This window comes from Cognatundibacterium aquatile, from assembly GCF_014699135.1.
Lineage (GTDB): Bacteria > Pseudomonadota > Gammaproteobacteria > Burkholderiales > Burkholderiaceae_D > Undibacterium > Undibacterium aquatile.
Genome location: NZ_JACOFT010000005.1, coordinates 74271 through 93544, shown reverse-complemented (window position 1 = coordinate 93544; position 19274 = coordinate 74271). Strand labels below are relative to the sequence as shown.

Annotated in this window: 15 protein-coding genes; 4 read left to right on the top strand and 11 right to left on the bottom strand. The window is 49.7% G+C overall.

The features are described 5' to 3' along the window. The first annotated feature begins 14 nt into the window (after nt 1-14). A complete protein-coding gene (gene pyrE, locus H8K26_RS13690; RefSeq protein ID WP_190480294.1) occupies nt 15-680 on the top strand; it encodes an orotate phosphoribosyltransferase in 666 nt (221 codons plus the stop codon). 104 nt (nt 681-784) lie between these two features. Here the strand turns inward: pyrE and H8K26_RS13685 are convergent, their stop codons facing one another. The 10 genes from H8K26_RS13685 to H8K26_RS13640 all read right to left on the bottom strand — a co-directional run bounded on the left by H8K26_RS13685 (nt 785) and on the right by H8K26_RS13640 (nt 10234). Then, nucleotides 785-3316, bottom strand: a complete 2532-nt coding sequence (locus H8K26_RS13685) for a secretin N-terminal domain-containing protein (protein WP_190480292.1) — start codon at nt 3314-3316, stop codon at nt 785-787. Then, on the bottom strand, nt 3313-3855 hold the full coding sequence (locus H8K26_RS13680; protein WP_190480290.1) for a hypothetical protein: 543 nt from the start codon (nt 3853-3855) through the stop codon (nt 3313-3315). The genes H8K26_RS13685 and H8K26_RS13680 overlap by 4 nt, the downstream gene beginning before the upstream one ends. 3 nt (nt 3856-3858) lie before the next feature. Next, nucleotides 3859-4509, bottom strand: coding sequence for a hypothetical protein (locus H8K26_RS13675; RefSeq protein WP_190480289.1), 651 nt, complete (start codon nt 4507-4509; stop codon nt 3859-3861). 1 nt (nt 4510) lies between these two features. Continuing rightward, on the bottom strand, nt 4511-5659 hold the full coding sequence (locus H8K26_RS13670; protein WP_190480287.1) for a hypothetical protein: 1149 nt from the start codon (nt 5657-5659) through the stop codon (nt 4511-4513). Nucleotides 5660-5753: 94 nt separating this feature from the next. Continuing rightward, the gene (locus tag H8K26_RS13665; protein ID WP_190480285.1) at nt 5754-6776 is read right to left on the bottom strand and encodes a hypothetical protein; all 1023 of its coding nucleotides are present in this window, start codon (nt 6774-6776) and stop codon (nt 5754-5756) included. Then, nucleotides 6773-7414, bottom strand: coding sequence for a type II secretion system protein (locus H8K26_RS13660; RefSeq protein WP_190480283.1), 642 nt, complete (start codon nt 7412-7414; stop codon nt 6773-6775). The genes H8K26_RS13665 and H8K26_RS13660 overlap by 4 nt, the downstream gene beginning before the upstream one ends. A gap of 20 nt (nt 7415-7434) precedes the next feature. Then, nucleotides 7435-7893 (bottom strand): PulJ/GspJ family protein, encoded by a 459-nt coding sequence (locus H8K26_RS13655; RefSeq protein ID WP_190480281.1) that lies wholly within the window; start codon nt 7891-7893, stop codon nt 7435-7437. A 3-nt stretch (nt 7894-7896) separates the two neighbouring features. Next, nucleotides 7897-8340 carry a pilus assembly FimT family protein gene (locus tag H8K26_RS13650; RefSeq protein WP_263398863.1) on the bottom strand — a complete coding sequence of 148 codons (444 nt, stop codon included), beginning with the start codon at nt 8338-8340 and terminating at the stop codon, nt 7897-7899. 105 nt (nt 8341-8445) lie between these two features. Continuing rightward, nucleotides 8446-8922 carry a type II secretion system major pseudopilin GspG gene (gspG, locus tag H8K26_RS13645; RefSeq protein WP_190480277.1) on the bottom strand — a complete coding sequence of 159 codons (477 nt, stop codon included), beginning with the start codon at nt 8920-8922 and terminating at the stop codon, nt 8446-8448. A gap of 109 nt (nt 8923-9031) precedes the next feature. Continuing rightward, complete coding sequence (locus tag H8K26_RS13640; RefSeq protein ID WP_190480275.1) at nt 9032-10234, bottom strand: type II secretion system F family protein; 1203 nt, start codon at nt 10232-10234, stop codon at nt 9032-9034. 509 nt (nt 10235-10743) lie between these two features. On the opposite strand from H8K26_RS13640, the gene H8K26_RS13635 reads away from it, so the two are divergent. The 3 genes from H8K26_RS13635 to H8K26_RS13625 all read left to right on the top strand — a co-directional run bounded on the left by H8K26_RS13635 (nt 10744) and on the right by H8K26_RS13625 (nt 15165). Then, on the top strand, nt 10744-12525 hold the full coding sequence (locus H8K26_RS13635; RefSeq protein ID WP_190480274.1) for a hypothetical protein: 1782 nt from the start codon (nt 10744-10746) through the stop codon (nt 12523-12525). A 347-nt stretch (nt 12526-12872) separates the two neighbouring features. Further along, nucleotides 12873-13388, top strand: a complete 516-nt coding sequence (locus H8K26_RS13630) for a hypothetical protein (protein WP_190480271.1) — start codon at nt 12873-12875, stop codon at nt 13386-13388. A gap of 91 nt (nt 13389-13479) precedes the next feature. Next, a complete protein-coding gene (locus H8K26_RS13625) occupies nt 13480-15165 on the top strand; it encodes a GspE/PulE family protein (protein ID WP_190480269.1) in 1686 nt (561 codons plus the stop codon). Between the two features lie 139 nt (nt 15166-15304). Here H8K26_RS13625 and H8K26_RS13620 read toward each other — a convergent pair whose 3' ends face one another. Continuing rightward, nucleotides 15305-18922: a rhamnosyltransferase WsaF family glycosyltransferase gene (locus H8K26_RS13620; protein ID WP_190480268.1), complete on the bottom strand. Its 3618-nt coding sequence runs from the start codon at nt 18920-18922 to the stop codon at nt 15305-15307. Nucleotides 18923-19274: the final 352 nt, after the last annotated feature.

Sequence of the window (19274 nt, the reverse complement as noted above, 5' to 3'; positions counted from 1 at the left end):
CAAGTGAGACTATTTTGAGCAATTTAAGACAAGAATTTATTGCATTTTCAGTCAATGCCGGCGTCATCCGCTTCGGTGATTTTGTCACCAAAGCCGGACGTAATTCCCCGTATTTTTTTAACGCAGGCTTGTTTAATGACGGCGCTAATCTCGGCAAACTGGCTGCATTTTATGCGGACACCCTGATTAATTCCGGCGTCGAATTCGACATGCTGTTCGGCCCTGCCTACAAAGGCATCACGCTGGCCAGTGCTACTGCCGTCGCGCTGGCAGCGCGGGGTCGTAACGTGCCATTTGCCTACAATCGCAAGGAGGCCAAAGACCACGGTGAAGGCGGCACCATTGTCGGCGCTGAACTGAAAGGCAAAGTCGTCATCATCGACGACGTGATTTCTGCCGGGACTTCCGTGCGTGAATCGGTGGAAATGATACGTGCGGCAGGTGCTACGCCATGCGCCGTGCTGATCGCACTCGACCGTATGGAGCGCTCCGGCAAGGATGATGCCCTCTCTGCACAGTCCGCAGTGCAGGAAGTAAGTCAGACTTACAACATGCCTGTCGTCTCTATCGGTAATCTGAATGACTTGTTTGACTACCTGTCCGCAGAAGGCGCGGATACTCAACTGACCCAGCACAAAGATGCGGTTGCGGCCTACCGCCAGCGTTACGGAGCCATCTGAGTCTGGTGTGATCAACACGAAGAACAATCAACTGTCGCAGGAATAAAAAAAGGATGCCAAACGGCATCCTTTTTTTATTTGTGCTTAAACTTCAGATCTTCATATCAGCGTTTTGGCAAACCGGCTGCACGGCGCAACTCTTCCAGAAGCTCAGGATCTTCAACGAGTTTCGCACCTGGAATCGGCGGCATCACGACGTTCGAAGGCTTATTGACCGGTGCTGGCTTGACCGCTGGTTTAGCACCTGATTTGTCCTGCCCGGCAGCACTTGTCGTTGAAGCCGGATTTTGCACTGGAGCAGGAACAGGCTTACTCATGATCACACCACCAAGCTCATCCGCGTCAGGTTTCTTCGGCGCGTCTTTCACTACCGCTGCCGGTGTTGTCACAGACGGCTCAACAGAAGTCGCAGGCAAAGACACCTGAGGTTCAGATGACGGTACCACTTCTGTCATTGGTTTTACCAATTTTGTATCGCGAGTCAGGGCCGGAACTTCTACTGCCGGCTTCGCATTTTCCAGACTAGGCGGACGACGCAAGCGGGTCATATCGGCATTTGATTTCAAATCCCGCGCCCAATCACCCAGTGTCGACTGGAAAGCATTGGTGATCGATTCGGCTTCAAAATCATCGTTGATAATATAAGGCGTGATAAGAATAATTAATTCCTTCTTATTCTTATTCATGCTTTCGTTCTTAAACAAACTACCTATACCCGGTATGTCTTTCAACAATGGCACACCACCATCGGAGGAATTGTTGTCGTTGGAAATTAACCCAGCCAACATCACCGTACTACCGTCACGCAGCGTCAGTTTGGTATCTACTTTGCGGGTACCTATCGTTGGTGATGTGATCGCGCCGCTGGTCAGTGATTTCACATTACTGACTTCCTGTGAAATATCGAGATCGATACGGCTACCGGAATTAATAATAGGGCGAACCTTCAAAATCATACCCGCCGTACGATATTGCACAGTGTTTGTGGTTGTGGAACCAGTGAGCACACCCGGTGTAGTGGTGGTACTGGTCAGGATTGGCACTTCATCTGCCACCTGTATCGTTGCAGTCTCACCATTTCTGGCCATCAGTTTAGGGCTGGATAAAATCTGCGCATCACTTTTGCTTGCCAATGCGGTGACATCGGCCCGCATGGAGTGTGCGGAATTCAGAAAGCTGAATGCCAAGCCACTGGAGCCCAGCTTACTCATCGGCAAAGCTCCGGAAAGCGGTGTGCCATTCTTTACGCTCCAGTCAACACCAAGCGAATTACTGGTTCCGGCGGTCACTTCGGCCACCATCACGTCGATCAGTGCTGATTTGCTCGGTTTATCAAGCTCAGCCAATAATGCCATCCACTGGCGATACTGATCAGCGCCACCACCCTGAATAATCAGGCTATTAGTCGCATTGTTGACAACAATTTTAGAGCCGCCGCGATTTCCTGATGCTGCTGCCGTAGCAGTTGCCGCTGCGTTCGCACCGGTTCCGGTGGCTGCCGGCACTGTGGATGAAGTTGAACCGCCTATCAGTTCAGACAAGGTTTTCGCCAGTGCCTGCGCATCAGCATATTTTACTGGGTAGGTGAAGAAAGCACCTCCAGCTTGACTCTCAGAGGGCTTATCCAGTTCTTTGGACCACTGCAAAGCGTGATTCATCACCGTTTCAGACGAAGAGAAAATAATCACGCTGTTAATCGGTGGAATCGGCAGTATCAGGATTGGCGTACCTGCACCAACGCTGGTGCTGGCGGCATAGCCTTCTGCACTCAGAACTTCCACCAGACGTTTACTGAATTCTTCGGCTGTCCAGAATACCGGGCTGACGCGCTTGGTGCGTTGACCACGCATGGACGGTTGGTCAAATACCTGTATTACTTCCATCGCCGCAGCGACATCGTCCGGCTGACCACTGATCAGAATCGCATTTTTCGCCAGGTCGTCAGTAGTCTGAATCTTGGCGCCAAACATGGTCTTAAGCAAACTACTGAAGTCATTCACCCGCACAGCATCCAGCTCAACATAATGAAATACCGGGCGCAGACTCTGCGGCGTCTCCGGGCTGGCACGACCACGCCGTATCGCTGGTGAGTAACTACTGGAAGCATTGTCAGGCACGATACGAACCACACCACCAAAATCTTGTACAGCAACGCCATAACTCTTCAACAGCATGCGTGACAAACGCGATAATTCAGCATTCGTCGTTGGCTGAGGAATATGAAAAGTTACCAGATCGGTACGCGCTGCCACCGCGCCGTCCATAGAATAATTTGCTTTCAGCACACTGCCATAAACTGCCTGAATGAAGGTCGGTAAAGGCATCTGATCGAAAGAAACCGTCAGATCAGCTTTGTCATTGGCAGGAGCAGCCTGATTTTGCACTGGCCGTTTTTCACCACTGATCGTCGCTGGCATTTTCGGCGTATCCGTCTCAGAATACGTCCGCTTCATCTGCTGCTCACCGAGCAAAGATGCAGCGTCAGTCTGAGGGCTGCGTTCAAAGTCGATACGTTTAGGCACAACCAGTTTCGTATCTACACATCCGCTCAATGCCAGCAACAGTCCCAACGCAGAAACGGGCCAGGCGCTGTACAAAGATTTATTGCCATGACGGCCAAAAGGAAATTTTTTCATTGCTTACGTAAATTCAATTTCATAGTTTGACCATTGAGTACAATCTTCAAATGGTCTTGAGCGATGTCGACAATTTTTGCGCCACCAGGAAGCTTATCTCCGATTCCTCTCGCCTCTGTAACTGGCTGATTTTCGAACAATAGCAATACGCTTTTTACTGATCCTACCGAGGTGATACCGACAACGCGCCAGCGCGGTGGTGTCATCGGTTCTTTACGTGGTGGCAAAGGCTGCTTGGCCGTTGCTTCCCACATACGCTGATCGGCTAATTCCTCTTCTGCTTTTTGTGCACTCTTCGCGGCCAGCTGTGCCGCATCCTCTGTCACAGGACTGACTGCTTTTTTTACCGGGGGAGAAGCTGGCAATACAAACGGAGCATCTTTCGCGGAAGGCTCGTCAGCACTGTTCTGCGTCACCAGACCGGTGGCGGAAATCGAGAAAAATCCTGCGACTGCACCCGCCACAATGCCAACCACAATCACGCCAGCAGCAATCAACTGCTGCCTCGATATTTTTTTTAAACTAAGCATCATGTTCATGGTTCAGATATCTTTCGCAACCGGCGCAGCATCAGTAGCGGCTGCAGCTAACTTATCGGCCTGAGCATCTAAGTGCCAATAGCAGCGGATATTGACTTCTAACTGTGTCCCGCGCACCAGTACACGTTCAACAACCGTAAATTTCTGCGCATCTTCCAGAGTATCAAGCAAACGTCCGAAAGGCACAGGATCAAAACGACCGATCAAGGTGACTTTAATCATCTGTACGCCCGATGGCAGGCTGCTCTTTGTCTTATCCTGAACAGAAGAGCCACTACCCGCGCCGTAACTGGTTAACGCGGTACCGGTCTTCTCTCCGCCCTCGGCATCCAGCGCCGATACCGTTGCGCCGACAATACCTGCGTCTTTAGCCAACTGTCGCACATCACTCAGTAAACGTGCTTTCGCAAAAGTGGGGGATTTTTCAACCGGCAAATAAGCAAGCCATGCTTTCTGAACCTGCTCTGCATCCTTCAACTTCTGATCCCAGCGACTCTCTTTTAATGCCGCCTGCTGACGCACTAACAACTGCTGCTGATTCGCCAGTTGTTTTTGCCGGGCTGTATTACTATCAAATAATTCTGCCAGACCATAAGCGCAGAGTATGAAGATGGCAGCACCAACTAATTGCCAGAAACGTTCACCTGTTTGCATCTTATTCGCCCTTTTCCCGCTTGCCGCTACGCGGTATTACTGAAGAATCCATCTGTCCTGTTTTTTTCTGCTCTGCTGTCTTCGGTGATGCAAGTGCTGCAGGCGTTGCTGGTGTTTTTGTTTCCGGTGCTCCATTCGCACTACTTTCTGGCTTCACGACTTTCGGCGCGATTTTGGCTGATATCTTCATCAGACGCGCATCGCTATCCGGCAATAAACGTATGCTATTGAGTAACTTCATCGACTCCAGATCCTGTGTCACGCCAACGATATTCAATTCTGTGTTCACGGGAACCAGCATCAGGCGTACTTCTCCGTCCTGATATTCAAACTCCCGCAGAGCCGCATCCTGTTTCTGCAACAGCGGGCGCAAGTTTTTCAACAATTCCCTGACCTCATCGCGACTACGCAGCGCCGCCAGTTTCGTTGTCCATTGCTGCAAAGACATTGCCTTACTGCGGGCAGTATTAATAGGCTCAACTTTGGCGGACAAGGAATCAATTTCCTGATCGGTAACTTTCAACTGAGACTCGATCGACCACCATTGAGCACCAAGATAAGCTCCATACGAAGCCAGTACCACCACCGCGACCACTGCCAACACATCACCGCGGAAATTTTTCAGCGCATGCCACCATTGCACGCCCAGAAGATTGCGCCCCCATGGTTCTGCCAGACGATAGGTGGGGTCATTCAAACCTGATTCGGCTAACTGCACATGCGCCGGCACCTGCTCCGGCCACGAAGCAATCTGCGCACGTGCGCCAGTCACTGCCGCCGAACCCGGACGCCATGTCTGCCATTCATCGTCGCTGACACGCTCCGGCCACCAGGCGCTGTCCACCAATAAACCCTGATGCCATAACTGCGCTTCCACACCCTGCTGACACTGAATCAACACGGCGCCATCTTTGCGTTTCGGAAAACATACGCTTTCCGGAGCGAATTGCATATTGCTGATATCCAGCCCATGCTTTTCGCAGATATCCCTGACCTTACGATTCTCCCAAAACCACAGGTGTACCCAGTCACCGGAACGGCAGGCATACACACCGCTGCCAGCAAAAGGCGCCAGACGATGTAAATGTAATTGGACAAACGCTTGCGTTTTATGGGATGGCACGCCCTTCGCCTGCAGCGAAGTCGTCACGCACCACGATCTTGGCAAAATCCAAAGCGGCTTGAACCAGGCAGTTCGCGCATTCTGCTTTGCAATAATTTCTTTTGCTTTTGGTTCAGCAATGTCAGAAAGGTAAAATCGGTTGCGTAATTGCATTCTTGTCCGTTTCAGATATTTGGTCAATTCTCGGCCATTCGGCGCGACCAGCCGGTATCATAACCGATGCCAGAGGCAATCTGCGTGGTGAAAAAATGAACCACGGGACTCCCTCTGTATTTGTTGCTATTTTTAATTCATATCTCAATGCCCACGGCATATCCGGTGCAGTATGCGTTATCCGGAAAGTGCGAGAAGGCACCCTGCCCGACGCAAAGCCCATAAATCCGCTGGCATCATTGGCCTGCTGTATCCGGCTGATCAGGGTCGATTCATTTTTAACGCGCTCCTGCTCGACCTGAGACACCTGCTCCGCGGTCAGGCCATAAGCAGCGAGCGCACGCGGCGTCGCGGTACTTGCGTTAAAAGATTTATCACCGAATACTGTGACATCTTCAAAGCAGTGTTGTTCAGTCCAGCTTTTTTCCAATGCCGACCAGCCAAAGACCCGCCAGATTTCCGGTTCGGCCAACAATGGTGCGCCACGCGGCGGACGCATACCCGCTGCAGCATATTCAAAATCCTTTGCACCATTGACACGCTTGAGCTTACCGGGTTCCTGATAATCTTCCAGCGCATCAATCAGCGCATCCGTTTCTCCTTCGGCAGCGCCGCACGCGACCAGCAGCCGCGCCAGCTTCGCCCGGTCTGGCCGGTTCAGCGACAATAACCCTTTTATGTCCTGCAACTGAATTGTACTTTTTTCAGCCCCAGCATAGCCACGTCCATCGACTTGCAAATACGTTCCGGGCCAGCCAAAACCGTCCTTCGTGGCGCGACTGGTTGATATCCAGAATAAAGCCTCGCTACGACTGGACAAAAATGCCTGCTCCGCATCGGCGCGCTGCTTCAGCTTTGCCTGACGCTCTGCCAATATCTGATTCGACTGACTGATCATCGCTGCCAATATCGTAAGACCTGCCAGCAGCCACAACACGGCTGCAAGCGCAAAGCCTTGCTCCGTCGATGAACGTAAGCGATACACAATCATTTCGATTCAATACCCAATAAACGCGCCAGATCTTTAGTACCGTCGGACTCTGGCTTCCGGATGCCATCGTACACGGCTAACATCTGCACGCGTTGCTCGCCCGATTTTGCGCGAATCACAACTGCTCTCGGCAAACCATCCTCTGCCTTGCCGGACATCGGCGGCCAGATGGATTCCATCGTGCCTTGTATCGTCTGGTATTCCAGTACTACCGGCATTTTCCAGGAAGCGACGATCAGCGGCGGCATATTTTCAGCGCTGACGGACAAGTCAGTACCGCCATCCGCATTGGGCTTCAGCGTCGCCGTTGCAAGAGTCACCTGCCCCCAGTCGCCCTGGGGCATCGCCAGTGTGTAGGCTTCAAAGCTGGTGTCATTACCGGTAAAAGGCTTTTCGACGTTTTTAGGTAAAGCCAGATTCGCCACCAGATCCCTGAGCGCATTCAGTCTCACCCACTGTCCCTGAAAGTTGCCATTGACGTTTTCGGCGATTCTCACCACCTGCGCAACCTGGTAGAAAGCGCCCGACATAATTGTCACCACAAAACCCAGTATCACCAGACTGACCAGTAATTCGATCAGCGTCAGGCCAGCTTGCTTCTGCAAGCCGGGTCGGGAAGTCGTGATGCGTACAAGCATGGGGGGAATCATTTTCACAATTAAAACGGCTTATCCGCTGTCGGATTTCGCACCTGTTTGTAGCCCGCCAGTTTTACCGAAAATGCAAACCATTCACGTCCGTCATGATGAAATGCCTTGGACTGCACGTTATATAAAGTGATCTGATACAAACCCAATCCATCTTGCGGGGAAACGGATTCACGCGTTTCGGATATCGCTGCCGACGTCCACTCGAGATAAAACTGATCAAATATCTGCTTACCTGCAGGTGTCGCTACCGGGTTCTGATTCGACAGAAACTGCACCGCCTGTATGCGTGCCATCGACTCTGTTTCCTGTAACTGAAAACGTGTCAATTGCCCCATCGTTTGCCCCAACCAGCTGAACAACACGACCGAACCTATCGTCAGAATGGTCAGCGCAGCAATCATCTCCAGCAGGCTGAAACCTTGCTGTCCGGCAGATAAATAACGAAGGCGGAATCGGTTACTCTTCATGGATTAGTGTTTGACAATACTGACGTCACAAGACACAGGCGCAATCAGCAGTCGTATCTGGCGTTTTTGCGGCGCACTCAGATCAATTTCGCCACCGGCACAAACACCACTGTGATAAAAAATCACGCTCTTGTCGCTACTGACCGCCCACCCCTCAGGCAGACTCAATGCGGGTTCACCGTCATTCAACTTGCTATTCCAGCTTTGTTTATCAAGCTTCACGGTTTGCGATAATAATGCCGCTCTCGAAGCCAGACGCTGAAACTGTATCGACACTTCAGTCAATTGCGCCCGTTCAGAAATCGATTCAAACCAACGCTGCATAGCAGGAATGGCAACACCCGCCATTAATGCCGCCAACGTCAGCACTGCCATCATTTCTATCAACGTGAAACCCTGCGCAATGGGTCGGTGTGACGATAGCGCCGTCGTTCGCAGAATCGGCAAACGATGACAAGCAATGTGCTTATCTATACAGAGCAGAGGCGACAAAAGATTCGGCAAAATAAACGGCGGGAATGAATGAATACAACGCGTCAGAATCTGTTCAGCTTATTTGGTCGTCGGGGCAACATTCGCACCCAGACCGATGTCGGCATTCAAGCCCTCACCACCGGCTTTACCATCGGCACCAAACGAATAGACTGAAAACGCCTTGTTATCAACACCCGGCGTTTTGTATTGATAAGGGTTACCCCACGGATCAGCCGGTACCGAACCCTCGATATACGGGCCTTTCCACAAGGATTGCAACGATGGATCTTGCGGTGCCGCCAGCAGCCATTGCAAACCCTGATCCTGCGGCGGCGTTTGCCCCACATCCAGACGCATGATATTCAATGCGCTTTCCAGCATCTTGATTTGCGTTTGTGCAGTCTGCACTTTAGAACTATCTACCTTACCGAAAATACGCGGTCCGACCAGACCTGCCAGCAAACCGATGATCACCATCACTACCAGCATTTCCAGCAGTGTAAAACCTGCGTGCTTCTTCAGCAGCCCTGTTTGTAATTGTTGCTTACTATGCATAGCACAACCTTTCAAAATAATCTTCGTATTAAAAAATAAAATCAGCAAGCGACTTACTGACATGACGACGAGCCACGCCCGGCCAAAGCGGGCGACTCCGCCTTCCGCCTTAAATCACATTCGTCAGACTGGTGATCGCCAGCATCACCGAAATCATGATGCCGCCCAACACCACCGACACCAACAAAATCGTCACCGGTTCCAACAAAATCAAAAACTGACGCATCTGCTGCTGACTATGCATGCGATGCATCTGCGCCAGTGAAGCAGTCGTCTTACCGAGAGCACCAGAACGTTCGCCCACCCGTACCAGATTGACGCCGGTCGCGTCGATAAACTGATGCAACTGCAAAGATTCCGCCAAAGTCTTACCACCACGCACATCACTCAGAATCAGCGCAGCTTTTTGCCGCCAGGCATCACCGCGCAAAGCGTTCTGCGCATGTGCCAGCGCTTCCAATATCGAAACATGGTTTTGCAGCAACACACTGAACATAGAACTCCAACGCGCCATTTCAGTATGCATAATCCAGCTACCAATGACAGGCAAACCTGCTGCCCAGTTCCATAAATTTTGCTGCACTTTCTCCTGACGCAACAAAGCGAAAGCACTACCGGCAACACCCGCCAGCAAGGCACCTAATAACAGCTTATTTTTTGTCAGCCACATTCCCGTCGCCAACACCCACAGAGAAATCGTCGGTATATCCGCTTTAGGATTACTCAGAATATTGGCAAACTTCGGCACCACGAAGACAAACACCAGCAATGTTGCCAGAAAACCACTAACGATCAGCACCATAGGGTAAATCAGTGCGTTACGCGCCTCGCGCTGGAAGTTTTGCTCTAATTCAAGCTGTTCTGCTGCGGAGCGCAAAGAACCCGCCAACTTACCAGTAGATTCACCAGCGCGGCATAGTTCAACAACATAATTAGGCAAGCGCAAATCAGCATCGATTAACGCCTTAGAGAAAGCAATACCACCGCGCAATTGTGAATAGATTTTATTAAAGGCAAGACCCAGAGGTGAGTCCTGATATCCTCTGGCAACATTCTCCACCGCGTCTGCCAGCGTCACCCCGGCATCCAGTAAAGTAGCCAGTTCCTGCAGTACCACCAGAATCGCATCGCGCCCCGCGCGCTTGGGTTGAGAGATACGACTGCTGCGGGAAGCGGCGACTTCCTGCATTTCAAACACCATTAAACCGCGACGTTGCAATTGCGTCATCGCCTCAGTCTGATCTTCTACAGTCAGCACACCTTTCACCACGGCGCCTTGCGCGTCAGTAGCTTGATAACGAAATTCCGGCATAAGGGAAAATTAAAAAACTCAGCATATATATATAGCGAAAAAAACCGTTCCAGGCTGAAAAGGCTTGGCGCAGCGAATGTGCACGGATTGTATAAGACAACGGAATACAACAGTAGTGAAACTCTTGTATGCACTCACTCAGAGCTGCTTTACAACATCCTTAATTAAAAAAAGAATGAGAAAGCAAGCCAAAATCCGGAATTAATCAAACTTAATGCCTGGAAGTGTATCCTATACACAACACACATGTGTACAAACGTAAGAAATACAGCGCAGAATCACGCCGCTACGTATTATATCGTTGTCGATCTTAGGAATATGCCTGGCGAAAGAAGAGAAAGTTATATTTTCGACATAACTGCACATGGGAACTTGCTGCAATTGAAAAAACATGTTTTAATCTTCATCGGCTAGTCATATGAGTACTCGTATGACAAGTACTTGTAGCAAACGTACGTTGTACATTTATTACGTAACAATTTAATGTCTTTTCTAGAGAGGCTATTCAAATGAAACAAAAACAATTAAGTATCCTGGCGGCTAGCCTGGTTGCTGCCTTCGCTGCTAACGTAGCTTCCGCAGGTCAAATCCAATCTTCATCTTCTGCTATCGCTCACGAAGTTATCGTAAATGATGCACAAGCTGTTTCAGCTCCTCCAGTTTCTTATCGTTTCGCTGGTGATATCGATGCAACTCTGGTTTCCCAAACTTTCCAGATCCAATTGGTATTGGCTAGCGGCACATTCGCGACAGCTGGTAACGCATCTGCGATCACTCTGGTTGATGCAAACGGTGTTGGTATTCCTTACACAAAATACACTGTAACGACTCCAACTCTGAGCGCTGACAAAAAAGTACTGTACGCGAACGTTACATTCCCACAATCTGCAGGTACAACATTCGTTACTCCAGCTGTACGTTTCAACGATACAGTAACTAACACTGGCGTAGTAGTTGCTCCTCCAGGTGCTGGTGGTCCAGGTTCTAACGGTACAGCAGGTGTTGCTGCAACTGTTTCCGGTCTGTACACACTGGTTGGCGCTGTTCAACCATGTACTAACACTATCCCAACTCTGGGCGTAGCGTTCAAACACTTTGCTAACGTTACTTCTACAGCACAAGCTGACGACGTATTGAACGCAAATGCAGCGAATGAACACCAACGTTCAGGCAGCACTAACAACGGTACACTGTTCACATTCCCAACAAACTTGTCTCTGGGTCTGACAGCAGCTTCCGTTAATCTGGCACGTGTTGACCCATCAACAGGTAACACACTGTTCAAAGGTACTGCAGCAGCTTCCGTATTGCCAGCACTGAACGGTTTCCGTTCTACTACAGTGGCTCAATTGGGTTCTATCACTGTTAAGCAAGATGCTAACGGCTCTGACTCTGGTTCTAACACAGTGTATGCAGTTGCTTCCGGCGTTACTTTCGGTGCAAATGCAGCGACAAAAACAACTGGTGTTGTTGAGTTGAAATCTTACGATATCGCTATCACTGCTAGCCAAGGTTTTGCTGTTGGTTCTACAGTAGGTCTGTCTACAACAGCTGATACATACACAGCACCAGCATCTGGCGCGATCCTGTCTCCAGCAGTAACTTCTACTACTGGCAACACAATCACTTTCAGCAACACAACGCTGACAGCAGCTGAATTGGCAGCACCTCTGTATGTGTTCTACACAATCCCAGGTACTTCAGTAGTTCCAGTATCTACATTCTCTGCTACTGCAACTCTGACAAAAGCAGCAGGTACAACAACATACCTGAACGAACAAAACAACTCATGCACAAAACCATTGGCTGGTCTGGTTGGTGGCGTGAAAGTGGACGTTCGTAACTACGCTACTTCCAAAAACCAAGGTTGGGCATCTTACATCCGTTTGATCAACCCAAGTGAAACCAACACAGCAACGATCTACGGTCAGTTGATCCACTCTGATGGTTCCTACGGTGGTTGGGGTCAGATCACAACATTGGCACCACGTGCTGCTGCTAACTTCTCTTCGACACAAATCGATGCGTTGTTGACAGGTACACCAGTAACTAACGGTACTGGCTATGTTGCAGGTGCTGTTGCTCCAGTAGCACAAGGCTTGGGCGAGCGTCTGCGTGTTACAGCTGAAGGCGTTAGCGCGTTGAAAGTTCAGAACTACCTGTTGAACGGTTCTAACGGTAACTTCATCGAAGCTTCCTCTTCACAAGGCGTTGACTTTGATTCTTCAACAGATCGTGCATACGATTCTCAATTGAACGATCAAGACGCACAACGCGGTCTGGCTAAGTAATTCTGGTTATTGCTAACTAGTTCTACTGATTAAAAAGGGAGGCGCAAGCCTCCCTTTTTTTATGCATCCACGCTTTATTGATCAATCTGACTTATTGATTTCCTTCATCAAGGCTCAGATTCATAGCCTGGGTTCCAAACTTAAACCCTTCACCCGGAATCAACGCTTGGCTTTCTTTGTGATATGTTGTTCAATATCACGGTTTTCCACAATGGCGCGGCAACCAGCAACGCCAGTAATGCGGCACAGCTGCTTTTGTTAAGCATTGGTTGATGGTTGAGTTGATGGCCCAATGGCTTGTTAATGTTGATACCACTGTTTTATTCTTGTTTTGTTACTGGATTCGTATGTCTTCGAATAAATTTTATGTGCGTCGTTTGTCGCGCTGTATTTGTGCATTAAGCCTGCTTTCCTTCACTTTGCTCTCCAGCGTCGCCCCCGTTTCTGCACAAGCCCAGACCGCTCCGACCAAAGTGGTCAATAGCATAGAAGACCTGATACCGGAAATGACCAAAGCCGGTACGGTCGATGCTGTGCTGGCCATGATGCGCCCCCCCGTCAGTAAAACGACACTGACAAAATCAGACTATTTGCTGCTGGATTCACCCACGATCGCAGTTGCTGGCATCATGAGCATACGCATGGTCAGCGAAATACCCGGTACTGAATTTTTCATGCTGTTTAACCAGTCTCCGGCAGACAAAGAACCTATGTTTATCACCGCGGTCTCAACACCGGGAATAGGCAAGGCTGAGGCAAAAATTAAGGCGAAATTCAGTAAAAACGCCGATTTACTTCTGGTGGTCAAAGCTGGTGGACGTTGGTACAGCGTCGCGAATGACATCAAAATTGCGACCAAATAATTTTCCTGGACAAGCAGATTGTGCTGAAGAGTTCAGCCCGCGTTCCGCTTCGTTCTTTTTATCCGCTATATAGCATTTGTAGTCAGTATCCATGAGCACAAAATTATCTTTCGATCAGTATTTACAAACGAATCATCTTGTTCCGGCTGAGGTGCTCGATAATGTACGCCTGCTTCAGCTCGATCAGTTCACGCCGTTACCTGCAATGCTGGTGCGTATGGGCGCCTTATCCGAAGAGGTGCTGTATCAGCATCTGTCTGAGTACACTGGTTTGCCGCTGCTGAGCGATGATGAGCTGCACCATGCCCAATCGACATTTCACAGCACGATCACACAATGGGAAATCCTGCCGCACTGGTGTCAGTCGCAAGGCATGATTATCTGGAGCAACGAAGAAACCGGTGTCACTTGCTGTGCGTCTAAAGAAACACTGAATGCAAGCGTGCTGGAAGTCTTACGTTTAAAAGCACCTGCTGCCACACCTTTGCAATTTGCGCTGGTACGCCCGTCTTCTTTCGAGGCGTTCTATGCGGCACTGGAGCGACGCGAGCCGAAGATGGCAATGAGCGGCGACGTCATGCATCTGCGCGAACTGGCGGAAGAAGGCCCGATTATCGAACTGGTGAATACCGTGTTATCGCAGGCAGTGACGCGACGCGCTTCGGATATTCACGTAGAACCGGGCGAATATGAATTCGCTATTCGCCTGCGGGTCGATGGCGTAATGCAGGATCTGAGCCGCTTTCCTTTGGATAAATTCGACGCGACCGTTTGCCGTATTAAAATCCTGTCACAGCTCGATATTGCTGAACGGCGCTTACCGCAAGATGGCCGCATGACCGCGCGGGTCAACAGCGAAGTGTTTGATGTACGTGTCTCGGTATTACCAAGTGCGATGGGCGAATCGGTGGTAATGCGTTTGCTGCGTCAGGATCGGAAACCTTATCACCTCGAAGATCTGGGGATGATGCCTGATCACGCGGCCTTATTTAAACGCTGGATCAAGATGCCAAACGGCATCGTACTGGTGACAGGGCCGACCGGGTCGGGTAAAACGACCACGCTGTACACGGCTCTCGATATCGGTAACGATGGTTTGAATAAAATTATCACCGTCGAAGACCCGGTCGAATACCGTCTGCAAGGCATCTCGCAGATTCAGGTGAATGCCGATATCGGCTTTACCTTCGCCTCTGCCTTGCGCTCTATCCTGCGCCATGATCCCGATGTGGTGCTGATCGGTGAGATCCGCGATCAGGAAACAGCGTCTATCGCCGTGCAATCGGCACTCACCGGGCATCTGGTATTCTCGACTTTACACACGAATAGTGCTGCCGGTGCGGTAACGCGTCTGATGGATATGGGTATAGAACCCTTCCTGCTCGGCTCCAGTTTGAAAGGTGTGATGGCACAACGGCTGGTACGCTGCCTGTGCGAGGCCTGTGCGGTTCCTGCAGAAGTCTCACTGGAAACACATAAAGTACTGCTGGAAGGCGTTAAAGAATGGCGTGATGCACTTGTGCCGGAACCTAAATTACGTGCTCCTGTGGGCTGTAAGCAGTGTAACCACACCGGTTTTTCAGGTCGAGTGGCGATCTATGAGCTGTTTGAAATTGATGAGACTGTGCAACATCAGATCCTGACGCAAGTCAGCGAGGCGGACATCATTAATTATCTGCGCAGTAAAAAGATTCGCTCATTGCGCGACGACGGCATGCTGAAAGTATGGCAAGGAATTACCACCGTGGATGAAGTGCTGAGTTTATCTGGCTCCTGAGCTCTGAGCATCAGGCACAGACCAATAAACACCTGATATAACGCGGTGCAAAATAATAAGGGCTGACCTGTCATCTGGCAGATCAGCCCTTATTTATATTTACCGATCAATGCATGACTGATTCAGCCATGCACTGATGTCAACTCCGTTCAGAGTGCAATACGGCGTCAACGTATTGAGCCAGGCTAACGCTTTCCATCGTCTGATACAGGTCGCGGTTAAAAGATGGCGTTCCCTTCGGCATCGCCAATGCAACTTCGAGACGATCAAGCAGACGTTCCCGAACTGGATCAAACGGAACCATATTGGCCGATACGCTTTGCAGGAATTCAGCATCGCGGTTATCAAACACATTGGTGACTGTCGGTATTCCCGATGCTGCCGTCTGGAATGCAATCACGCCGGGATGAGCCGAATAGATCATGGAGACTGCCGCATCGCAGGTTTTCAGGAAATTAACGTACTCATCTTTACTCAGCTTGGAAATCACAAAAATCTGATTGCCATTCAATGAGTAAGACAAGCAGGTATCTACTGAACCGAGTAAATAGAGTTCATAACCCGTGTGTTTTACACAGAACTGTTCAACCGCTTCCATCAGCATTTCCGGCAGATTTCTGGCGTTAAATTGCTCAGGACGGAAATAGAAGAAGATGCGCTTACTTTTTTCAGGTACAACCTCGACGACCTCAATCCCGGGAGTCGTCACATAAACGTTTTGCTGCTCTGTCAGCAAGCCACGATGTTGCAAGAATTTCTTAAGCAATGCACTGGAAACGATGATGTTATGCGAGCTGGCAATCGCCATTTCTGAGCGCACATAACTGGTTCCCATCGGGAAAAATCCAGCTTCGAAATCCTGGCAATAATAAATCGTACGGGCCAGGTCACCGAAAATATCACGGGCTTTCAGCAACAATTCACTGTTGAAGCTGACAATCACATTCGGGCGAACCTGCAAGCGGCTTAATTCTGCGTCATGAATGACTTCAATTTTGTCTGAATAACGCGCAGCCAATTTTGGATTAAAGTGTGGCGTTGCTACCGACAACACAACGCGGTTGAACGCCTCGAAAACAGGCAGAAAATCTTTAAAGAATTCGGTATAACCTGCAAAAAATAAATCGTCCTGCAAGTGCGAAAAGAAAATCAGTAAAAATGGTTTATCACTTTCCGGTAACGCATGCAGATCAGGACCATACACAGGGGATGCACGCAAGTTCACCGGTGTCGCAAAACCCTGTGCCAGCCGTGGACGTTGCCTGAACTGCCGCGTCAATTGCCTGTCACTCCATAAGCGACCTTCAAACTGACCAGACAGGCAATAGTGCACATAACCACAAGGGGCAGCACCGATTTTGACCTGCTGAGCAACATCGGGGTTTACCTCAAGATAAAATTTTTCGTCAAAATCAATTTCACTTTCCTGACCCGATGCCAGCAAAGCTGCCTGTTCGGTGAACTGGCTAAGACTCATAGATGCGCGATAGCCGGATTTCTGAAAAGCTCTGGAATACTGCGATTTTTGTGATCTGGTCACCGCAGGTGCAGTTCCGGATCGGACCGGTTCTGCATTCTCATGGGTTTCCAGCAAATTCTGCGTGTGCTGTTTCATGTACTGCTGTAACTGCTCGCGACTCTTGATGTCGAGAACCCGGTCCGCAAACTGTGGATGCATCGGCTTTAAAGCGATTTTCATCCATTCAAAGCCCGCTTTCTCTGCACACAAGAAATAAAAACGTTCGATCACATGGCCGAGCGTGCCATCGATTTGTCCCGCCTCTACAGGAAAATCTTCAAACGTCAGATTAATGTCCAGCAGAGGTTTCAGGGCGGCAGAGCGAGCCCAGAACATCGACCCCGAAGGGAAATCAACCGCGCCATCAAGCGATAAAGGGATGCTCAGCCGCTGCCCGAATTGTCGCGCAATCTCAAAATTCCAGCCCCAGCCAACATAAGGCCGGATGTCTTCAAGATGTTGTGGCGCAATCATGCCGAGACGAGGATTTGTTCTGAACGCTTCAAACACGCTATCAACCGTTTTAGGCGTGCCTATCAGGGTGTCCAGCAAGAACGAGCGCCAGCCATTTTCATGGCCGCGATGCGGAGACTTTTTAGTATGCATATGCAGGATATATTCATAGTTATCGTAGACATCCCTGCAACTGATCAGCTTAGGTGCAATATCCCTGCCGCGGTTCTGCGCGATACGCACCTCGACTTTGCCTTTTGTCCAGTCAGAAAAAAAGGTATCGATAATGGCTTTTTTTTCTGCCGTATCGGTCGTGATATACAAATCAAACGGAAACAGGATATTGGAAAAATAGTTCGCAAACTCTTCCGCCAGGTCGGGATAGTACATGTGGCAGACGACCGCCAGAGACGGTGTACTTTCCCACGGCGCAATATCGTACTGCAAAGGCATGGCAACACTATGATCGTCCACCGGAGGTGAAAAATGCGGTCCGGCAGCAACCGCTGGCGGGGTAGCTTGCGCTTGCTGACGTGCACGTGCAACTTCGGCCCAACCAGATATGGGTTTGGTGAGCAAAATCTTACCGACCACATAAAATCTGTGCAGCCAGACATGCAGGAACCAGCGCGGTTTTTGCGGGATTTTTCTTGCGAGAAATCTAAACGGTGAAGTCAGTTTCCAGCTGCTGGAGTTAACGACCGAATGCAATATCTGCTGGGTATTCTGCAACTCGGCATTTAACTGCGCCAGCGCACTGATTTTTTCCTCAACAAGAATACGTTGGCTTTCAAGAGATTTGTGCTGACTTTCTATGACGTCCATTTGCTCATGAATCAAGGCCTGTTGCTGCGCAGTGTCGTTTTTCAGGTCAGCCAGTTGCCGACGGTCAGCATCAAGCTGCTGTTCCGTCGTTCTCAACTGAGTCTCGATTACTCTCAGATGCGCTTCAAGCGTATCCGCTCTCTGCTCTACCAGTATGATATGCCGCTGCGCTTCTTCCTGAATTGCTGCGATCTGTGCTTGTGCCTGGTCTTGCAAAGCGCGAATGCTACGCTTGGTGATCTCAAACTGCCGCTGCGTTTCATAAAGTGTCGCTGCATCAACAGAAGTATTGCGCTTAGTCGCACTGACAACAAACTGGAATGCCATTGCATTCGGCATACGTAAAATGGTATCGCGTAACTCTGGCGTCAGTTGATTCCAGTACTCTGAAAATTCCGGATGATCAGCACCAGCTTCAACACTATCAAAATGCCCGACGACAAAGCCCTGCTCTTTTAATATATCGCGCAAGCTTTGCTCGGTAAAAAAATGGACGTGAGTACGATCCAGCAAACCCGTATCACGATATTGAAAACTTCCTTGCATCAGACTGGCAATCACGCCACCGTGAGCAATATTGGGAGTCGAAACGATCAGGGTTGCGTTTTCACTCATCAAGCTACGAACCCGGGATAAGCATTTGCCGGGATCACGCAGGTGCTCGAGAACATCCGCAGCAATCACCACGTCAAATTTGGGTTGGTCTTTCAGCAGCGCCACCCATTGATCATCGTCGAGGTCGACTTCGTACACTTGTGAGCAAATTTTACGCGCAGCCTCTGCCGCCTCTGCATCCATTTCCAGACCAACAACTTCGCAGCCACGATCCACTAATATCTTTGACATGTGTCCCGAATAACAGCCTAACTCCAGCACCCGTTTATCCATACCGGCAAGGCGCACCACTCTTGAAGCGATACCTTCAGATTCCACATCAAATTGATATTCGTATTGATTCATTTTTGTGTCTTTTTTGCGTACCTGAACAAGCAACAGTGCTGGCGATGGCGCTGCAGCTGCTCATTCAAATATCTGTACATTCAGTTGTGCTTCAGCTTATTCCTGTGCGCCAGATCATCCATCTGCGCGGAAAGCCTGTTTCTCAATTCAATTATTTCAAGTGCAACCGCAGAAAATGTACTTTCATTTTCTGGATGTGCATGATCAAACGCATCAGGCTGGCGTACAGATGACCGACGCTGGCCTGTGCAGCTTAACTTCTACGTCGACACCTGGAATTTGCGTCATTCCACCTTCGATTACCTGATGTTATACGCCGTGTTACTGACAACTCTTTGACAGCAGCAAGAAA